Raw genomic sequence first — 16544 nt, 5'->3', positions numbered from 1 at the left:
TTCCTGGCAAGATCTCCCCGATGACCGGCGCCCTGACGGCAAAGCCCCCCTCCCCCGCAGGCGAGGCGCGCGAGTTTCTGCCTGCGGCCCTCGAAATCCTTGAAACCCCGGCCAATCCGGCGGGGCGGGCGCTGGCGCTGATCCTTGCCGCGATGTTTGTTGCGGCCATCTGCTGGGCGGTGATCGGCAAGGTCGATGTGGTGGCGGTGGCCCCCGGGCGCACGGTGCCGGTGGGCGGCAGCAAGCTGATCCAGCCGCTGGAACTGGGCACGGTGCGGGCCATCCATGTCAGCGACGGGCAGAAGGTCACGGCAGGACAGATCCTTGTGGAACTGGACCCGACCGAGGCCGAAGTCGATCTGGACCAGCTGCGCCAGCAGCACGTCGAACAGGCGCTCGAAGCCGCGCGGCTCTCCGCCTATATCGCGGTGCTTCTGGGCGATCCGCAGCCCTTCGACGGCAGCGGCACCGGCGCGTCGGCCACGCTGCGGCGCATCCACGAAACCCAGCTGCGCAGCGACATCACCGCCTTCGAGGCCGAACGCGCCAGCATCGAGGCCGAGCGCAGCCGCCGCCTGTCGGCCCGCGCCTCCGCCATGGCGGAATTGGCCAAAAGCGAAGAAATCCTGCCGATCCTGCGCGACCGCGAGGCGTCGACCGGCACTTTGTTTGACAAGGGCCTGACCTCGAAACCGCAGATGCAGCAGGTGCAGGCCAGCATGATCGAGGCCACGCATGATCTGGACATCCAGCGCAACCGGCTGGCCGAGGCCGATACCGCGCTGGTCGCCATCGAGCGCGAGCTGGCCTATCTGCTGGCCGACAGGCTGCGGCTGGCCTATGCCGCGCTGAACGAGGCGGAAACCGCGCTGGCACAGATCAGTCTTGCGCTGCACCGGGCGCAGACCCGGATGGAGCGGCAGATCCTGCGCGCCCCCGTCACCGGCACCGTGCAGCAGCTGGCCATCCATACCGAAGGCGGCGTGGTCGAACCCGCGCGCCCGATCATGGTCATCGTGCCCGACAATGCACCGCTGGAAATTCGCGCGACGCTGCAGAACAAGGACATGGGCCGCCTCCGCGAAGGTCTGCCCGTGGAGGTGAAGCTGGAGGCCTATAATTTCACGCGCTACGGCACGCTGCACGGCAGGCTTGTGTCGATCTCGCAGGATGCCATCGAACAGGAGGGCGTGGGGCTGGTCTATGACGCGCGCATCCGGCTCGACAGCACGACGATCCATGCCGAGGGCCGCGACGTGGCGCTGGCCCCCGGCATGGCCGTCACGGTGGAACTCAAGACCGGGCGCCGCCGCATCATCGATTTCCTGCTGTCCCCGCTCTACCGCTACAGCGACGAGGCGATCCGCGAACCCTGATCCCCGCGCCTAGTCTTCCGTCACCAGCGCGTCGAACCGGTCGACCGGGCCGATGGTGCCCAGCGCGCGGCGCCCGAACTTGCTGCGCGTGGCCAGCAGCAGCGACCGGTTCGAGGCGGCCATGGCGGCGCGCTTGACGGCGATCTTCGACAGGTCGAAATCCATCACCTGACCGCCCTCCTCCACCGCCGAACAGGCGATCAGCGCCACGTCCAGACGCACGTTGCGCAGCATCTCCACCACGCCTTCGCCCACCAGCGAGCCGTCGCGCCCCGCCATCCGACCGCCCAGCACATGCACCTCGTGCAGGGCCGGGTCGAATTCCATCGCCGCGCGCATGGAATTGGTGAAGACCACGAATCCCTGCCGCCGGGCCAGTTCGCGGGCGCAGGCCTCGATGGTGGTGCCCACGTCCAGAAAGACCGCCGCCCCGTCGGGCACCATGGCGGCGGCGCGCCGCCCGACGATCGCCTTTTCCGGCCGCCCGATCTCGCGCTTGGCGCCATGGTCGAGCCGCGCCGCCTCGGTGGCGCCGACCGGTCCCGCCCCGCCGTGAAAGCGCTGCAGCCGCCCGCTCTCGGCCAGCGCGATGATGTCGCGGCGCACGGTCTGCGTGGACACGCCAAAGCGCGCGGCCAGCGCCTCGATCGTGACATAGCCGGTCTCCGCCACCTGTTCGAGGATCACGGTCTGGCGGTCGCTGCGCAGGGCGTCCTTGCGATGCAGTGTCATATTTCTGTGTCACTCCCCTGACATATGGAAGATAACTTACACGGTGGAAGACGAATGACAATCACCCAAGACACCCGGATCCTAGAGGATGGCAGCCTGTGCTTTGGCGGGCACCGGATCACCCCCGCAGCATGGCAGCGCCAGCCCGCACCCGCGACCCCGGGCCGCAGCGTATCGCTGACCGAGGCGTTTGCCGCGCTGGCGCAGCAGGCATCGCTGCGGCATCTGGTGGTGGCGGTCATCGGCCCGCGCGCCGCAACCCCCGCACAGGAACAGGCCGCCGAGGCGGTGGGCCGCGCGCTTGGCAGCTATGGCATCACGCTGATCTGTGGCGGAAAAACCGGTGTCATGGCGGCAGCCAGCAAGGGCTGTCAGGCTGCGGGCGGGCTGATGATCGGGATCCTGCCCGGCACCGACCCCGCCGAGGCCAATCCCTTTGTCAGCATCGCCCTGCCCACCGGGCTTAGCGAGGGGCGCAATATGGTCATTGCCCGCGCCGCGCGGGTGCTGGTCGCCATCGGCGGATCCTATGGCACGCTGAGCGAGGTCGCCTATGGGCTGCATTTCGACAAGCCGGTGATCACGCTGGAGGATGCGCCGCAGATCGACGGCGTGCGCCCCGCCCGCACCGTGGCGGAGGCGGTGGATCTGACGCTGGCCGCTCTGCTGGATCAGGCGCGGAGCCCGGATCATGTGTAACATATCTTACATGGTGCGGACATGACCGCCGCCCTTGCGCTGGACGGCGTGACCAAGCGCTTCGGCGACACGACCGCAATCACCGACGTGTCGCTGGCGCTGGGTCAGGGCGAATTCGTGGCGCTGCTGGGGGCCTCCGGCTGTGGCAAGTCCACCACGCTGCGCATCCTTGCCGGGCTGGACCGGCCCAGCGAAGGACAGGTGCTGATGCAGGGCCGCTGCGTGACCCGCGACAGCGCCGCCGCCCGCAACATCGCGCTGATGTTCCAGTCCTATGCGCTTTATCCGCATCTGAGCGTCTATCAGAACATCGCCATGCCGCTGCGGCTGCGCCATCTGTCGGTGGCCGGACGGCTGCCCGGCGCGGCGCGGTTCAGTGGCGCGGTGCGCCGCACCCGCGAGGACATCGACGCGCAGGTGCGCCGCGTCGCCGCCATGCTGCGGCTGGAGCCGCTGCTGGCGCGCAAGCCCGGCCAGCTGTCGGGGGGCCAGCAGCAGCGCGTAGCGCTGGCGCGGGCCTTGGTGCGCAAACCGGCGGCCTTCCTGCTGGACGAGCCGCTGTCCAATCTCGACACGCAGCTGCGCGCCGACACCCGCGACGAATTGCGCGCCCTGCACCGCGACACCGGCCATGCCTTCCTGATCGTCACGCATGACCAGTCCGACGCGCTGTCCATGGCCGACCGGGTGGCGGTGATGATCGCCGGGCGCATCGAACAGGTTGCCACGCCGCAGCAGCTGTTTCACGCCCCCGCCACGCGCGCCGTGGCCGAATTCATCGGCCATCACCGCATGAACATCCTGCCCCAAGGCCCTGCTGCCGCCCTGCACCCGGCGGGCAAGGGGCTGGATCTGGGCGTGCGCCCCGAGGATCTGCGGCTGCAGGCGGATGGCCCGCTGCAGGCCGTGGTCCGCTCCCGCGCCTTTCATGGCGAAGAAACCATCCTCAGCCTGCAGGACGACCGTGGCACCGCGCTGCGCATGGTGCTGCGCGGCGGGGCGGCACTGCCGCAGCCGGGCGACAGCGTGCGGCTGACCGCCCCGCCCGAGGCGCTGCATGGCTTTGATGCCTGCGGCCTGCGCCAGCAGGTGCTGTCATGATCCGCGCCGCGCTGACCGACCTGCTGCTGGTCGGACCCGCCGCGCTGGCCGTGGTGCTGTTCATCTTCCTGCCCGTGGGCGTGGTCTTCGGGCTGGCCTTCACCGACTATCAGGTGGGGGCAGCGCAGGCCGACTGGGTGGGCGGCGCCAATTTCGCCCAGCTCTTCGGGTCGCGGCTGGGGCGCAACGCGCTGCTGAACACGCTGACCTATGCCGCCATCGTCATCCCCGGCTCGGTCGGGCTGGGACTGCTGGTGGCGCTGGGGCTGCATGGCATGGCCACCCGCCTGCCCCGCCTGTCGGCGCTGCTGCGGGCGGTGTATTTCCTGCCGGTCGCGGCAACGCTGGTGGCCATGGCGGTCAGCTGGCAGATGCTGCTGCATCCCTCGCTGGGGCTTGCCAACACATGGCTGCAGGCGCTGAACCTGCCCGGGCAGCAATGGCTGTCGGACCGCGGGCTGGTGCTTTACACGCTGGCGGGCATCGGCATCTGGCAGAGCACCGGCTACAACATGGTGCTGTTTCTGGCCGGGCTCGCCGCCATTCCCTCCACGCTTTACGATGCCGCAGCCGTTGACGGCGCAGACCGCGGCTGGACCCGGTTCTGGTCGGTGACATGGCCGATGCTGGGGCCGACCACGCTCTTTGTGATGATCGTCACCGCCGCCAGCGCCTTCCGCGTCTTTGAAACCGTGGCCACGATGACGGCAGGCGGCCCCGCCTTCGCTTCCGACACCATCGTCTACGCGCTCTATCGCGAGGGGTTCGTCTATTTCAAGGCAGGCTACGCGGCGGCCATCACGGTGGTGTTCTTTCTGGCGCTGCTGGCGCTGACCGCGCTGCAGATGCTGCTGGTCGAACGCCGGGTGCATTACCGATGAGACCGGGTCTGATCCTTGGCTTCGGCCTGCTGGCGCTTGGCGCGGTGCTGGTGCTGCTGCCCTTCGTCTGGATGGTCTCGGTCTCGCTGAAACCGCATGCCGAGATCTTCACCCCCCATGTCAGCCTGCTGCCGCAGAACCCCACGCTGGAGAATTACCGCCGCGCGCTGACCGAAACCGCCATTCCGCGCTACCTGCTGAACGGCGTGCTGGTCACCGGGGGCATCCTGATCCTGCAGCTGGTGCTGAGCGTGCCCTGCGCCTATGCGCTGGCGCATCGCCGCTTTCCGGGGCGCGGGCTGCTGTTCGGGGCGGTGGTGGCGGCCCTGCTGGTGCCCTTCCATGTCACGGCACTGCCGATCTTTCTGGGCATGGCGCGGCTGCAGATGCTGGACAGCTACACGGCGCTGATCCTGCCCTTTGCCGCCACCGCTTTCGGGCTGTTCCTGCTGCGGCAGGCCTTTGCCCAGATCCCCGCCGAGCTGATCGATGCGGGCCGGGTCGATGGCATGTCCGAACTGGCGATTGCTTGGCGCGTGGCCTTCCCGCTGGCCCTGCCCACCGTGATCGCCTTTGCGATCTTTTCGGTCACCGCGCACTGGAACGACCTGTTCTGGCCGATGATCGCCGTCACCGATCCCGATCTCGCCACCCCGCCGCGCGGCATCCTTTACTTCCGCGATGCCGAAAGCGGCGACGAACCCGGCCCGCTGATGGCCGGGGCCACGCTGGTCACCGCACCGCTGGTGCTGGCCTTCCTGCTGGCGCAGCGGCGCTTCACCCAAGGGCTGGCCAGCACGGGGCTGAAACGATGAGACCCGAGCAGAAGAGGCCAAAGGCCCGTCCCCACCCCCCTTTCCTATCTCCCGCAACCTTCCGAGGAATGTCATGAAACACCTGATCCTGTCCGCAGGTCTGGCCCTGTCCGCCAGCGCGGCGCTGGCCGAAACCGAACTGCGCGTGCATTACGCCATCCCCACCATCTGGACCGAAACCCAGGACAAGCTGACCGCCGCCTTCATGGCCGCCCATCCCGAGGTCACGCTGACGCTGGACGGTCCCGCCGAGGGCTACGAGGACGGCGCCCAGCGGCTGCTGCGCGAACATGTGGCGGGCACCGCACCGGATGTCGCCTATGTGGGGCTGAACCTGTGGCGCGTGCTGGAAGACCGGGGCGTGCTGCAGCCGCTCGACCCGTTCCTGCCCGCCGATCCGCAAGCGGCGGGCTACACGCCCGCGCTGCTGTCGCTGGGCCGGTTCGAGGACACGCAATGGGGGCTCGGGACCTCCGCCTCGACGCTGGTGATGTATGTGAACCCGGTTCTGGTCGAACAGGCGGGCGGGTCGATGGAGGACTTCCCCACCAGCTTTGACGGGGTGATCGAGCTTGCCGCCATGATCGACGCGCTGTCGGACACCACCGAAGGCGTCTGGATCGCGCGCCATGACTGGCGGTTCCAGTCGCTTCTGGGCTCGCATGGCGGGCGCCCGATGACCGAGGACGAATCCGACATCACCTTCGACGACGCGGCGGGGCTGGCAGCGGCAGGTCTTTACCAGCGCTTCGCCACCGAGGCAGGCATGTCCTCCATGTCGGAAAACGACGCGCGGCAGGCCTTTCCGGCGGGGACGCTGGGGATCATGTTCGAAAGCTCGTCGCTGCTGACCCGCTTCACCGAAGGCGCGGGCGACAGCTTTGACGTCACGGTGAAACCCCTGCCCGTGGCGGCAGAGGAGAACGTCTATTTCCCCACCGGCGGCAATGCCATCGTGATGCTGACCGAGGATCCCGCCAAGCAGCAGGCGGCGTGGGATTACATCGCCTTTGTCACCGGGCCCGAGGGGCAGAAGATCATCGTGGAAAATACCGGCTATGCCCCCGCCAACAAGCTGGTGCTGGACGATTCGGCCTATCTGGGCAGCTACTATGCCGAAAACGCCAATGCCCGCACCGCCCATGCGCAGGTCGCCGACCATGCCGGGCCTTGGTACGCCTTCCCCGGCGCCGAGGGCGTGGCCGTCACCGACCTGATCGCGGCAGCGCTGGTCGAGGTGACCGAGGGCGCCGAAGTGGAGCCGACGATCACCGATCTGGCCGAAACCCTGCGCCTGCAGCTTGGCATGAAGTGATCCGGGCCGGGCGCCGCGCCCTTGCGGCGCCAAAGCCCCGCCACCAGACCGAGCCCCCGCGCATCGCCGCGCGGGGGCTTTTTGCTGCGCGGGCGGAGCGGATGCGGCAGACCCCGCGCCCTGCCGCGCGCAGCAGGGCCAGACCCCGCGGATCAGGCACAGAAGCCCGCCCGCAGCGCGGCGAAGCCTGACGCGACCGGTCCCGGCGGACGCCAGAACCTTCAAGCATTTCAGTGTCTTGCTAGAAAATTGGCTGGGGCGGTAGGATTCGAACCTACGGTACACGGTACCAAAAACCGATGCCTTACCACTTGGCCACGCCCCAACTGTGGAGCGGGATTTACGCCAGCCTCCGGACGGGATCAACCCCTTCTCGGAAAAAATATGACAGAAATTTCGCAGCCCTGCCGTCCCCGCGCTAGCCATCGCGCAGCACCTCCTGCGCTTCGGTCCGCCCCTCTGCCACAGGCAGAAAGGCATATTGCGCGCGCCCCGCGCGCTTGGCCGCATAAAGCGCCAGATCGGAAGCATGCAGCACCTGCGCCGCCGTCAGCCCGCCGCCGCCGTCATGACAGGCGATGCCGATGCTGGCAGAGACCCGGGCCAGCGTGTCGCCGACGGGAATCGGCTCCTCGATTCGGCGAATCAGGCGGCTGGCCAGATGCGCCAGCCGCTTGCGCCCGGTAAGCCCGGCCAGAATCAGCACAAATTCATCGCCGCCGATTCGCGCCACCGTGTCATCGCGCCGGGTGAGATCCAGCATGACCCGCGCCACCACCTGCAGCACCCGGTCGCCCGCGCCATGGCCGTGCGAATCGTTCACCTGCTTGAAGTAATCCAGATCCAGATGCATCAGCGCGAAGGCGCTTTCCTGCCGCAGCAGCCCGCCCAGCACATGCGCCACCGCGCGGCGGTTGCGCAGCCCGGTCAGCGGATCGGTATAGGCGCGCTGTTCGGCGGCCAGCATCGCCCCCTGCAGCCGCCGGTTCAGCGTGCGCGAGGCGGCCATGGCCGCCGATTTCGCCTCCACCAGATAGAGCATGTCGATGGCGAGATCGGTGGCCGCAAAATCGGTGCTGGTCAGCGCGTGGCTGCGCACCGCCTCCACCACGCCGATGCCGAAGGACAGGTTCAGCACCAGCCCGCCCTGCCCGTCCGGCACCGCCACGCCGCGCAGCGCCGTCTGTGTGGCATGGCGCAGGCGCAGCTGCAGCTTGCGCCCGGCCAGATCCTGCAGCGCCTCCGGCGTCTGGACCTCGCGCGGGCGGTAGATGTCGAACACCGTGGCGAAGGGCGCGCCCAGCGCCGCATCCCCGCCCAGCAGCTTGGTCAGCGTCGGCCCCGCCGCCGCCAGCCGCCCCGCCGCATCCAGCCGCGCATGCAGCGGGCAGAGCAGGTCGAGGCTGCTTTGCGGCAGGGTCATCCGCCATATCCCTCGCGCAGGGGCAGCGCCGCACCCAGATCAAAATCGCGCCCTTCGGAAAAATCCGCCTCCACCACGGTGATGTCGATCACCTCGGTGCCGCAGCGCCGCCCGCGATGGTCAAGGATGACCAGCGCGCCGTAATCGTCGGCCATGGCGCGCAGCACCCCCACCAGCACCTGCCCGAAGCCGCGCAGCCCCGCCCCGGAGCCATGGCAGAGCAGCAGGAACTGCCCGGTCATGTCATCGCGCAGCTCCAGATCGGGCAGGACCAGATCGGCCACCGCCAGCCGGGCACGGCCCGGCAGATCCTCCAGCGAATGCAGGAAGTCGATAAAATCCACCCCGCCATAGCGCATCAGGCGGCGCAGGCTTTCATTGTTGGGATGGGTGATCAGATAGGTGCCCACATCCTCCAGAATCGTCTCGCGCGGGCGGTGCAGCCGCTCTGTCGCCGCCACCAGCACCGCCTCCACCCGGTCGGGGGCGTAATCCAGCATCGCCTCGAATCCCGGCGGATCGACCCGGGCGGCGGTGGCAATCTCCTCCCAGACCGCCTGTCCATAGGTGTCCTGCAGGAAGCACTGAAATGTCCTTGCGATCAGCCCGTGCATCTGCCCATTCCGTCCGCGATTCCGGACAGACCTTAGCGCGGGGCGGTTTAAGAAACCCGCAACACCTCAAAGTTTAAGGACAATCCCGGCGGTCAGACCGGCAGCGCCAGCCCCAGCCAGCCCGGCAGATGGCCGATATCGGGCAGCACCACATCGGCCAGCGGCGCCAGATCCGCCGCCTGCGCCATGCCGGTCAGCACGCCCGCCGTGGCCATGCCCGCCGCGCGCCCCGCGATCAGGTCATGGCGGCTGTCGCCCACCATCAGCACCTGATCGGGGCGCAGCCCGACATGGGCAGCAAAGGCCAGCAGCGGATCGGGCGCGGGCTTGGCGCCAAACCCGCTGTCAAAGCCTGCGACAAACTCGAACCGCTCCAGCACCCCGGCCCGGCCCAGCTGCGCCCGGGCCGAAAATTCGGTGTCATTGGTCATCACCCCCAGCCGCAGCCCCTGCGCCGCAAGCCCGCGCAAGAAGGGATCAAGCGGCACCGCCTCGGCCAGCGGCGCCTCTGCGGCACCCTGCGCCAGATAGGATTCGATCGCCGCCACATCGGCCCCGGGCAGACCCCTGGCGAAACATTCCGCCGCCTCGCGGTTGGTGCCCGCAATGATCGGGCTGTCGGGCAGGAACCGGCCCGCCACCAGATCGAACCGCGCCGCCTCGGCCATGGCGGCCATCACCTGCGCATCGCCCTGCGACAGCTCGCGCAGCGCACGCAGCGACCACGCGTTCCATGTGCGGCCAAAATCGAAAAGCGTGCCGTCCTTGTCGAACAGCACCGCCGCGATGGCGGGGCTCATGTCCAGTGCACCTCGCCGCCGCCGGGCAGCGCCTGCCGCGCGCGGAAGGGCATGTCGGGCGGGAGATCCTGCGCGGCGCAGAACTGCCGCACCCACGCATCGTTCATCAGCAGGAAATCCAGCACCGCGCCCTGAAAGGCCGGATCACCCAGACCCTCGCGGAAATCCTGCTCGGAGGCGCCGGTGGATCCCAGAAAGACCGGCAGCAGCTCGTCCTCCCCGGCCAGCCACGCCACGGCCTGAAGCCCGATCAGTTCGGCCTGTTCCTGCAAAAGCGACATGGGCCGGAGACTCCGCAACCGTTTCTTAACCAGTTTTTATAAAGACTGAGCGGGACGCCGGATGCAAGCCCGGACCACCCGGTCCCGCATCGCGGCGCCGCTCGCCTTGGACAGCTGCAATGACCGGACGAATCCTGATCGCCGATGGCGTGCCGACCAATCGTATCGTGCTGCGGGTGAAACTCACCTCGGCCTTCTACGACGTGCAGCAGGCAAGCAGCGGCGCCGAAGCGCTGGCCCTGATCCGGCAGGAGCGGCCCGATCTGGTGATCGCCTCCGCCGACCTGCCCGACATGGAGGCAGAGGCGTTCTGCAGCGCCCTGCAGGCCAGCGCCGGTCTGGCCGACATGCCGCTGATCCTGCTGCAGCGGCAGACCGACCCGCAGGCGCGCATGGCGGCCCTCGCCGCCGGGGCGGAGGACGTGCTGGGGCCGCAGGCCGATGACAGCGTGCTGCTGGCCCGGCTGCGCAGCCTGCTGCGCGACGCCCATGCTGAGGACGAGCTGCGCCTGCGCGAAGACACCCGCCGCGCGCTGGGTCTGGCCGAGGCGCCGCGCGCCTTCGAGACGCCGCCGCAGGTGGTGATCGTGCCGATGGGGCCGCTGCGCGGGCTGGCGGAGGCGGCCTGCCGCCTGCGCACCCGGCTGGGCGCGGTGGTCCGGGTGCTGCGCCCCGCCGACATCCGCACCGGCCTGACCGGCCAGCCCGATGTGGTGGTCATCGCCGACAGCGGCGGCGCAAGCGACGGGCTGGGGCTGCTCGCACAGCTGCGCGCCAGCCCCGGCTTCCGGCATCTGGGCCTTGTCTATGTCGCAGCACCGGAGGCGCGGCATCTGGCCGCCAGCGCGCTGGATCTGGGCGCCAATGACATTCTGGCCGACGGGCTCGACCCCGAGGAACTGGCGGTGCGCCTGCCCCGGCAGGTGGCGCGCAAGCGCACCGCCGAACGGCTGCGCGCCGACATGCGCGACGGGCTGCGCGCGGCGGTGACCGATCCGCTGACCGGGCTCTACAACCGCCGCTACGCCCTGCCGCATCTGGCCCGGCTCGAGGAACGCGCGGTGCAAACCCGCCGCCCCTATGCGCTGCTGCTGGCCGATCTCGACCATTTCAAACAGGTGAATGACAGCTACGGCCATGCCGCAGGCGATCAGGTGCTGACCGAGGTGGCCGCGCGGCTGATGCAGAACCTGCGCGCAGCCGATCTGGTGGCGCGCATCGGCGGAGAGGAGTTTCTGATCGCCATGCCCGATACCGGCGCCGATCAGGCGCGGCGCAGCGCCGAGCGGATCTGCGCCCTCGTCGCGGCGCAGCCGGTGGCGCTGCGGGAGGCGCCGCAGGGGGTGCGGGTCACGCTCAGCATCGGGCTCGCCCTGCGCACGCCCGAGGCCACCGAAGGCCCGGAGGCGCTGCTGCTGCAGGCGGACCGGGCGCTTTATGCCGCCAAACATGCCGGGCGCAACTGCGCCCGCATGGCGCCGCTGGCCCCGGTGCCGCCCCGGTGCAGCGGCGGCAGCGTGGCCGCAGCGGGGCGCGGGGCCTGACCCGCGACCCCGTGTCCCGGGCGCCGCGTCCGAAGGCGCGGCGCAACCGCTCCCTCCGTCACTTCCGCGCCTTCTCGATGCGGCGGATCAGCCGGTCCAGATCCTCCTGCAGCCGGTCGGCATAGGCGGCGCGGGCGGCGGGCGGCAGCCCTGCCATATACTCCGCCAGCACCTGCTGGCCCATCTGCTGGCGCGCCGCCGCCCGCCCGTCCTGTGCCGCCAGCGCCGCCTCGAACCCGGCGCGGTCAAAGGGCTCGCGCCGCAGCAGATCCAGCGCCTGCCGGTAATCCGCAAAGGGCGGCGGACGCTCGTCCCGGCCCCGCTCGAACCGCGCGCGCAGCTGCGCCCCCAGTTCGCGCCGCTGCTCCGGCGTAAAGGCGCGGGTATAGGGCGTGACAAAATCGCGCCCGCGCGGCGGCTCGAACCGCTCGGGGCCATGCCGCCACAGCCCCCCCGCCACGATCCCCGCCACCGCGAGGTTCAGCGCCAGCGAGCCCAGCAGCAGCCCACGCATCCAGAGCGGCGTTCGCGTCTTTTTCTCGGATTCCGCCATCATCACAGCCCCAGCATCGCGTAATCGAACCCGCTGGCCGGATCGAGCCCGGACAGCCCCTGCTCCTGCGTGGCCGTGGCCACCCAGTCCACCGCCGCCTCGGGGGCTGCGGCGCCGATCCAGAGGCCCATGGCACAGGCGGCGGTCAGCCCCGCCAGCGCGGGCCAGCCGCCCATGGCGCGCAGCCGCGCCAGCAGCCGTCCGGGCCCGCGGCTCTGCCGGGCAGGCGCGGCGGGGGCCGCACGCGGCGCGGGCTGGCTTTCCAGCGCCAGCGCCTCCATCCGGGCCATGAACTCGCCCGAGGGCAGCGGTGCGGCCTCGCGGCCCGCCGCGAACCATGGCGCCAGCGCGCCCTCCTCGTTGCTTGGCCTGTCAGTCATCCTCATACCCCAGATCCGCGCGCCGGGGCGCCAGCAGCCCCTCCAGCGCCTTGCGTCCGCGCGCGGTCAGACTTTCCACCGCACGCACCCCAATGTCCATGATCGCGGCGATTTCGGGGTTGGTCAGCCCCTCCAGATGCCGCAGCACCACCGCCTGTTTCTGCCGGTCGGGCAGCGCCGCCAGCGCGCCCTCCAGCGCCTCGGCCCGCGACCGTTCCTGCAGCCGCGCGGCGGCAGAGGGCGCGGGATCGGCAGGTTCCGCCACATCCTCCAGCGCGGCAAAGCCGCCGCGCCTGCGCCGCATCCGGTCGATGCAGAGATTCGACACCACCTTGTAAAGCCATGTCGACACCTTGGCCTCGCCCTCGCGCCAGCCCGGCGCCGCCCGCCACAGCCGCAGCAGCGCCTCCTGCGCCACATCCTCCGCCTCGGCCCGGTCGCGCAGCATCCGGAAGGCATGGCCAAAGGCCAGCGGCCCCAGCCGGGCGGTCAGCGCCCGCGCCGCCCCGGGTGCGCCTGCGGCATAGGCCGCCAGCAGCTGCTCGTCGCTTGTGTCGGTCATCGCGTCGTAGGGCATCCGGTCCATGTCCCCGCGCTAGCCCGATGCCGGGCCCCGCGCAATCCTCCGCTGTCCCCGGGATCCGCAGGGATCCCGGGGTCAGCGATCAGCTCAGCGGTCCCAGCGCTCGCCACCGGGGCGCTTGCCATGCTCGCGCCCGTGCTCGTGCCAGCCGCCGCGCGGGCCATCGCCGCGCGGGCCATCGCCGTCGCGGTCGCGCATCGCGCGGGCGGCGGCCAGTTCCTCGCCGGTCACGGTGCCGTCGCTATCGGCATCCAGACGCTCGAACATCCCCGCCGGGCCACGCGCCTGCAGTTCCTCAAGGCTCAGCGATCCGTCCTTGTCGGCATCGAGCCGGTCCAGCATCCGCTGCTGGCGCATCCGCAGGCGCATCGCCTCGTGCTCTGCCTGCCGCGCCTCCTCGAAAGCGGTCAGTTCCGCGCCCTCCAGCGTGCCGCTGCCATCCGCATCGGCGGCGGCAAAGGCCGCGGCGGGGCCTGCGGCCTCCATCTCGGCGCGGGTCACCTGCCCGTCGCCATCCGCATCGATCATGCGGAACATCATCGGCGCAGGCGCCGGGCCACCGTCGCGCGGGCCTTCGGGGCGGTCCCCCGGAAAGGCGGCGGCAAGGCTTGCCGACCCCATCACAAGGATGGCGGCGCCGGTCAGAAAGCGGGTCACGTGGGTCATGCTGCGAACTCCTGTCTGTCGCGTCATCTCGGCGGGTCTTGCCCCGTCGATCTGGACATGACACGCGCCGCCCCGGCGCTTCCGTCGCGGCCCCGCGCAGAAAATCCGGCGCCTGCCGCCGCGGGGCGGGTTTGCGACATCCCGACGCAAGGTCATCGTGCCCCCTTTCATCCGGACCGCTCCTGCCCCATTTTCAGGACATTCGCGCCCGAGGAACATCCATGTCCGATCTGTCCGACACATCTCTGCACGACGGAGCGGAGCCCGCTTCCGTTGCCGCCCCCACCTCCCCCGCCGCCGAGCGGGACACATGGCCCGCCGTCTGGCGGGGCTACCGGGGACGCTGTCCCAAATGCGGGTCCGGCCCGGTGCTGCGCGGCTATCTCAAGGTGCGCGACCATTGCCCGGTCTGCCGCGAGGAACTGCACCATCACCGTGCCGATGACGGCCCCGCCTATCTGACCATCCTCATCGTGGGCCATATCATGGCCCCCGGCCTGCTCTGGGTCTTCACCACATGGCGGCCAGAGCCGCTGATCCTGATGACGATCTTCCTTGTTGGCTGCATCGGCCTCTCCCTCTATCTTCTGCCAAGGCTGAAGGGGGCGATCGTGGGCTTTCAATGGGCGCGCGGGATGCACGGATTCGCCGCGCCCCGCTGAACGGCCTCCTTGCCGGGGCCTGCGGGCCGGGCCGAAGGAGGGAAAAGACCATGGTGCTTGACAAGACCGGCCTGCGCGACGCGGCCACCGTGATCGTGCTGCGCGACCGGGACACCCGCCCGCGCGTGCTGATGGGGCAGCGCGGCGCCAAGGCGGCCTTCATGCCCAACAAGTTCGTCTTTCCGGGCGGTGCCGTGGATGCCGAGGATGCCGAGGTGCCGCTGGCCCGCCCGCTGCCGCCGCTCTGCGCCGCGCGCCTGACTGAAAACGCCCCCGAGGGCATCGCCCATGCGCTGGCCGTGGCCGCCGTGCGCGAGCTTTGGGAAGAAACCGGCCTCGTGCTGGGCAGGTCGGGCACATGGACGGACCCGCCGCCGCAGGGCTGGCGCCGCTTTGCCGCCACCGGCCATCTGCCCGATGCCTCGGCGCTGCAGTTCGTCTTCCGCGCCATCACCCCGCCGGGCCGCCCGCGCCGTTTCGACGCGCGGTTCTTCCTGCTGGAGGCCGAAGAGCTTGCCTCGGATCCCGATGATTTCTCGGCGGCCTGCGACGAGCTTTCGCATCTGCACTGGATCGCGCTTGACGAGGTGCGGCGTCTGGATCTGCCCTTCATCACCGAGGTGGTGCTGGGCGAAATCGCCGCCCGCGCGCAGGATGCAAGCCCGCCCGCCTCGGTGCCGTTTTTCCGCAATGATGACGAACAGAGCCTGTTCCTGCGGCTTTACGGCGCGCCGCAGCCGGACTGAGGCCGGATCAGACCAGCCCGCGCCAGCGCAGCAGCGCGATCAGAAGGGCGGTCAGGATCAGGATATTGGCCATGATCGCGCCAAGGATGCCCAGCCACAGCCCGCGGCGGCGGTCGGCGCGGTCGATGGTTTTCAGATGTGCGGCGATGCGGTTGCTGGCGGCAGAAAGCGCCGCCGCGTCGATCTGGCGGAACAGCTTCGGCGGCCCCATCAGCCGCGTCGCCGCCACCACCTGCGCCAGATCGGCGCGCAGCGGGCGCGGCAGATGACGGGAGGCGGCGCGCGCCCTGCTGGCAAAGCTGCCGCGACGCAGGCCAAGATGCTGGTCAAACAGCGCCTGCAGACGGGCGGTTTCGGCAAAGACGGGGGGCTCGGTGACACTGCTCATGCGCGCAGGTTCCGGCATTTTGCGTCGCCCCGCAAGGGGCGCCACTCTCAAGCCCCGCAAGGGGCGCCACCACCAAGCCCCGCAAGGGGCGCCGCTCTGGCACAGCACTTTTGCCCCTTCCCCCGCGCCGCGCCCGGTTCTAGAACGGGGCCATGCTGAACCTTCTCCGCCACGGTGCCGCCACCGATGAACCGCCGCTGCTGATCATCCACGGGTTGTTCGGGTCCGCCCGCAACTGGGGGGTGATCGCCAAACGCCTGTCCGACCGGCGCGAGGTCATCGCGGTGGATCTGCGCAATCACGGCGCCTCGCCCTGGGAGGAAAGCCACAGCTATCCCGCCATGGCCGAGGATCTGGCCAAGGTGATCGACAGCCTTGGCGGGCGTGCCAACGTGCTGGGTCACTCCATGGGCGGCAAGGCCGCGATGGTGCTGGCGCTGACCCGGCCCACGCTGGTCAACCGGCTGATCGTCGCCGACATCGCGCCCGTCACCTATGGCCACAGCCAGCAGCACAACATCGACGCCATGCAGGCGGTCGATCTGGGGCGCGTCGAAAAACGCTCCGATGCCGTGGCGCAGCTGGAACGGCTGGTGGAGGATCCGGCGCTGGCCAGCTTCTTCACGCAATCGCTGGATCTGAAGGCGCGGCGCTGGATGCTCAACCTTGACGTGCTGGCGCGCGAGATGCCGACCATCCTGTCCTTCCCCGAGATCGAGGGCCGGTTCGACGGGCCCGCGCTGTTCCTGTCCGGGGCGGAGTCGGACTATGTGCTGCCCGAACACCGCGAGCGGATTCGCGCGCTGTTCGGATCGGCCAAATTCGCCAAGCTGCCCGGCTGCGGGCATTGGCTGCATGCCGAAAAACCGCGCGAGTTCGAAGCCGCCGTGCGCGCCTTTCTGGACATGACCGCCGCCTGAATTCGGCTTTTCGGAAACCGGCCATCCCTCTTTGCGAAAGAGCCGCGCCCCCTCTTGCGGGTGGG

20 protein-coding genes and 1 tRNA gene are annotated in these 16544 nt (G+C 69.8%); 10 read left to right on the top strand and 11 right to left on the bottom strand.

Going from position 1 to position 16544, the window contains the following annotated elements; translation table 11 throughout:
* Window positions 1-20 precede the first annotated feature (20 nt).
* Window positions 21-1376, top strand: coding sequence for an HlyD family type I secretion periplasmic adaptor subunit (locus VK682_RS12970; protein WP_230797134.1), 1356 nt, complete (start codon window positions 21-23; stop codon window positions 1374-1376).
* Between the two features lie 9 nt (window positions 1377-1385).
* Here VK682_RS12970 and VK682_RS12965 read toward each other — a convergent pair whose 3' ends face one another.
* On the bottom strand, window positions 1386-2108 hold the full coding sequence (locus tag VK682_RS12965) for a DeoR/GlpR family DNA-binding transcription regulator (protein WP_089844465.1): 723 nt from the start codon (window positions 2106-2108) through the stop codon (window positions 1386-1388).
* 54 nt (window positions 2109-2162) lie between these two features.
* Between VK682_RS12965 and VK682_RS12960 the strand changes: the two genes are divergently transcribed.
* The 5 genes from VK682_RS12960 to VK682_RS12940 all read left to right on the top strand — a co-directional run bounded on the left by VK682_RS12960 (window position 2163) and on the right by VK682_RS12940 (window position 6919).
* The gene (locus VK682_RS12960) at window positions 2163-2807 is read left to right on the top strand and encodes a TIGR00725 family protein (RefSeq protein ID WP_165616729.1); all 645 of its coding nucleotides are present in this window, start codon (window positions 2163-2165) and stop codon (window positions 2805-2807) included.
* Between the two features lie 21 nt (window positions 2808-2828).
* A complete protein-coding gene (locus VK682_RS12955; protein WP_324782036.1) occupies window positions 2829-3908 on the top strand; it encodes an ABC transporter ATP-binding protein in 1080 nt (359 codons plus the stop codon).
* On the top strand, window positions 3905-4789 hold the full coding sequence (locus VK682_RS12950) for a carbohydrate ABC transporter permease (RefSeq protein WP_230797136.1): 885 nt from the start codon (window positions 3905-3907) through the stop codon (window positions 4787-4789). Before VK682_RS12955 ends, VK682_RS12950 begins: the two co-directional genes overlap by 4 nt.
* A complete protein-coding gene (locus VK682_RS12945; protein WP_089844472.1) occupies window positions 4786-5604 on the top strand; it encodes a carbohydrate ABC transporter permease in 819 nt (272 codons plus the stop codon). Before VK682_RS12950 ends, VK682_RS12945 begins: the two co-directional genes overlap by 4 nt.
* 73 nt (window positions 5605-5677) lie before the next feature.
* Entirely contained in the window at window positions 5678-6919 is a 1242-nt protein-coding gene (locus tag VK682_RS12940; RefSeq protein ID WP_230797137.1) for an extracellular solute-binding protein, read from the top strand.
* A 250-nt stretch (window positions 6920-7169) separates the two neighbouring features.
* Here VK682_RS12940 and VK682_RS12935 read toward each other — a convergent pair.
* The 5 genes from VK682_RS12935 to VK682_RS12915 form a co-directional block, all read right to left on the bottom strand.
* Window positions 7170-7244, bottom strand: a tRNA-Gln gene (locus VK682_RS12935).
* A gap of 93 nt (window positions 7245-7337) precedes the next feature.
* Window positions 7338-8342 carry a GGDEF domain-containing protein gene (locus VK682_RS12930; RefSeq protein ID WP_230797138.1) on the bottom strand — a complete coding sequence of 335 codons (1005 nt, stop codon included), beginning with the start codon at window positions 8340-8342 and terminating at the stop codon, window positions 7338-7340.
* The gene (locus tag VK682_RS12925; RefSeq protein ID WP_230797139.1) at window positions 8339-8956 is read right to left on the bottom strand and encodes a heme NO-binding domain-containing protein; all 618 of its coding nucleotides are present in this window, start codon (window positions 8954-8956) and stop codon (window positions 8339-8341) included. Before VK682_RS12925 ends, VK682_RS12930 begins: the two co-directional genes overlap by 4 nt.
* A 92-nt stretch (window positions 8957-9048) precedes the next feature.
* On the bottom strand, window positions 9049-9756 hold the full coding sequence (locus VK682_RS12920; RefSeq protein WP_230797140.1) for an HAD family hydrolase: 708 nt from the start codon (window positions 9754-9756) through the stop codon (window positions 9049-9051).
* Window positions 9753-10037, bottom strand: coding sequence for a DUF3572 domain-containing protein (locus VK682_RS12915; protein WP_089844483.1), 285 nt, complete (start codon window positions 10035-10037; stop codon window positions 9753-9755). Before VK682_RS12915 ends, VK682_RS12920 begins: the two co-directional genes overlap by 4 nt.
* Before the next feature lie 119 nt (window positions 10038-10156).
* On the opposite strand from VK682_RS12915, the gene VK682_RS12910 reads away from it, so the two are divergent.
* Entirely contained in the window at window positions 10157-11581 is a 1425-nt protein-coding gene (locus VK682_RS12910; RefSeq protein ID WP_230797141.1) for a diguanylate cyclase domain-containing protein, read from the top strand.
* Window positions 11582-11639: 58 nt separating this feature from the next.
* Here VK682_RS12910 and VK682_RS12905 read toward each other — a convergent pair whose 3' ends face one another.
* From VK682_RS12905 to VK682_RS12890, 4 genes are all read right to left on the bottom strand, one after another.
* Window positions 11640-12137 (bottom strand): periplasmic heavy metal sensor, encoded by a 498-nt coding sequence (locus tag VK682_RS12905; RefSeq protein ID WP_230797142.1) that lies wholly within the window; start codon window positions 12135-12137, stop codon window positions 11640-11642.
* A complete protein-coding gene (locus VK682_RS12900) occupies window positions 12137-12514 on the bottom strand; it encodes a hypothetical protein (RefSeq protein ID WP_230797143.1) in 378 nt (125 codons plus the stop codon). The genes VK682_RS12905 and VK682_RS12900 overlap by 1 nt, the downstream gene beginning before the upstream one ends.
* The gene (locus VK682_RS12895; protein ID WP_089844490.1) at window positions 12507-13091 is read right to left on the bottom strand and encodes an RNA polymerase sigma factor; all 585 of its coding nucleotides are present in this window, start codon (window positions 13089-13091) and stop codon (window positions 12507-12509) included. The genes VK682_RS12900 and VK682_RS12895 overlap by 8 nt, the downstream gene beginning before the upstream one ends.
* 93 nt (window positions 13092-13184) lie before the next feature.
* Window positions 13185-13763 carry an EF-hand domain-containing protein gene (locus tag VK682_RS12890; protein WP_230797144.1) on the bottom strand — a complete coding sequence of 193 codons (579 nt, stop codon included), beginning with the start codon at window positions 13761-13763 and terminating at the stop codon, window positions 13185-13187.
* Window positions 13764-13984: 221 nt separating this feature from the next.
* On the opposite strand from VK682_RS12890, the gene VK682_RS12885 reads away from it, so the two are divergent.
* Together VK682_RS12885 and VK682_RS12880 are read left to right on the top strand one after the other, a co-directional pair.
* Window positions 13985-14425 (top strand): DUF983 domain-containing protein, encoded by a 441-nt coding sequence (locus VK682_RS12885; protein ID WP_230797145.1) that lies wholly within the window; start codon window positions 13985-13987, stop codon window positions 14423-14425.
* Window positions 14426-14475: 50 nt separating this feature from the next.
* Window positions 14476-15171 carry an NUDIX hydrolase gene (locus VK682_RS12880; RefSeq protein ID WP_230797146.1) on the top strand — a complete coding sequence of 232 codons (696 nt, stop codon included), beginning with the start codon at window positions 14476-14478 and terminating at the stop codon, window positions 15169-15171.
* A gap of 7 nt (window positions 15172-15178) precedes the next feature.
* On the opposite strand, the gene VK682_RS12875 is transcribed toward VK682_RS12880, so the two are convergent.
* Window positions 15179-15559, bottom strand: a complete 381-nt coding sequence (locus tag VK682_RS12875; protein ID WP_230797147.1) for a hypothetical protein — start codon at window positions 15557-15559, stop codon at window positions 15179-15181.
* Window positions 15560-15711: 152 nt separating this feature from the next.
* Here VK682_RS12875 and VK682_RS12870 point away from each other — a divergent pair, with 152 nt between their 5' ends.
* Window positions 15712-16479 (top strand): alpha/beta fold hydrolase, encoded by a 768-nt coding sequence (locus VK682_RS12870; protein WP_230797148.1) that lies wholly within the window; start codon window positions 15712-15714, stop codon window positions 16477-16479.
* Window positions 16480-16544 lie beyond the last annotated feature (65 nt).

It is taken from the genome of Salipiger marinus (genome assembly GCF_035481585.1).
GTDB classification, from domain to species: Bacteria; Pseudomonadota; Alphaproteobacteria; order Rhodobacterales; family Rhodobacteraceae; genus Salipiger; species Salipiger marinus.
This window is presented reverse-complemented; position numbering and strand designations above follow the sequence as displayed.

What these genes read in the sequence shown, in the direction of transcription:
- VK682_RS12960 (WP_165616729.1), top strand. Translation starts at nt 2,163, where the DNA reads ATGACAATCACCCAAGACACCCGGATCCTAGAGGATGGCAGCCTGTGC.
- VK682_RS12875 (WP_230797147.1), bottom strand. Translation starts at nt 15,559, where the DNA reads ATGAGCAGTGTCACCGAGCCCCCCGTCTTTGCCGAAACCGCCCGTCTG.
- VK682_RS12900 (WP_230797143.1), bottom strand. Translation starts at nt 12,514, where the DNA reads ATGACTGACAGGCCAAGCAACGAGGAGGGCGCGCTGGCGCCATGGTTC.
- VK682_RS12920 (WP_230797140.1), bottom strand. Translation starts at nt 9,756, where the DNA reads ATGAGCCCCGCCATCGCGGCGGTGCTGTTCGACAAGGACGGCACGCTT.
- VK682_RS12870 (WP_230797148.1), top strand. Translation starts at nt 15,712, where the DNA reads ATGCTGAACCTTCTCCGCCACGGTGCCGCCACCGATGAACCGCCGCTG.
- VK682_RS12890 (WP_230797144.1), bottom strand. Translation starts at nt 13,763, where the DNA reads ATGACCCACGTGACCCGCTTTCTGACCGGCGCCGCCATCCTTGTGATG.
- VK682_RS12970 (WP_230797134.1), top strand. Translation starts at nt 21, where the DNA reads ATGACCGGCGCCCTGACGGCAAAGCCCCCCTCCCCCGCAGGCGAGGCG.
- VK682_RS12950 (WP_230797136.1), top strand. Translation starts at nt 3,905, where the DNA reads ATGATCCGCGCCGCGCTGACCGACCTGCTGCTGGTCGGACCCGCCGCG.
- VK682_RS12965 (WP_089844465.1), bottom strand. Translation starts at nt 2,108, where the DNA reads ATGACACTGCATCGCAAGGACGCCCTGCGCAGCGACCGCCAGACCGTG.
- VK682_RS12955 (WP_324782036.1), top strand. Translation starts at nt 2,829, where the DNA reads ATGACCGCCGCCCTTGCGCTGGACGGCGTGACCAAGCGCTTCGGCGAC.
- VK682_RS12905 (WP_230797142.1), bottom strand. Translation starts at nt 12,137, where the DNA reads ATGATGGCGGAATCCGAGAAAAAGACGCGAACGCCGCTCTGGATGCGT.
- VK682_RS12880 (WP_230797146.1), top strand. Translation starts at nt 14,476, where the DNA reads ATGGTGCTTGACAAGACCGGCCTGCGCGACGCGGCCACCGTGATCGTG.
- VK682_RS12925 (WP_230797139.1), bottom strand. Translation starts at nt 8,956, where the DNA reads ATGCACGGGCTGATCGCAAGGACATTTCAGTGCTTCCTGCAGGACACC.
- VK682_RS12945 (WP_089844472.1), top strand. Translation starts at nt 4,786, where the DNA reads ATGAGACCGGGTCTGATCCTTGGCTTCGGCCTGCTGGCGCTTGGCGCG.
- VK682_RS12885 (WP_230797145.1), top strand. Translation starts at nt 13,985, where the DNA reads ATGTCCGATCTGTCCGACACATCTCTGCACGACGGAGCGGAGCCCGCT.
- VK682_RS12910 (WP_230797141.1), top strand. Translation starts at nt 10,157, where the DNA reads ATGACCGGACGAATCCTGATCGCCGATGGCGTGCCGACCAATCGTATC.
- VK682_RS12940 (WP_230797137.1), top strand. Translation starts at nt 5,678, where the DNA reads ATGAAACACCTGATCCTGTCCGCAGGTCTGGCCCTGTCCGCCAGCGCG.
- VK682_RS12915 (WP_089844483.1), bottom strand. Translation starts at nt 10,037, where the DNA reads ATGTCGCTTTTGCAGGAACAGGCCGAACTGATCGGGCTTCAGGCCGTG.
- VK682_RS12895 (WP_089844490.1), bottom strand. Translation starts at nt 13,091, where the DNA reads ATGCCCTACGACGCGATGACCGACACAAGCGACGAGCAGCTGCTGGCG.
- VK682_RS12930 (WP_230797138.1), bottom strand. Translation starts at nt 8,342, where the DNA reads ATGACCCTGCCGCAAAGCAGCCTCGACCTGCTCTGCCCGCTGCATGCG.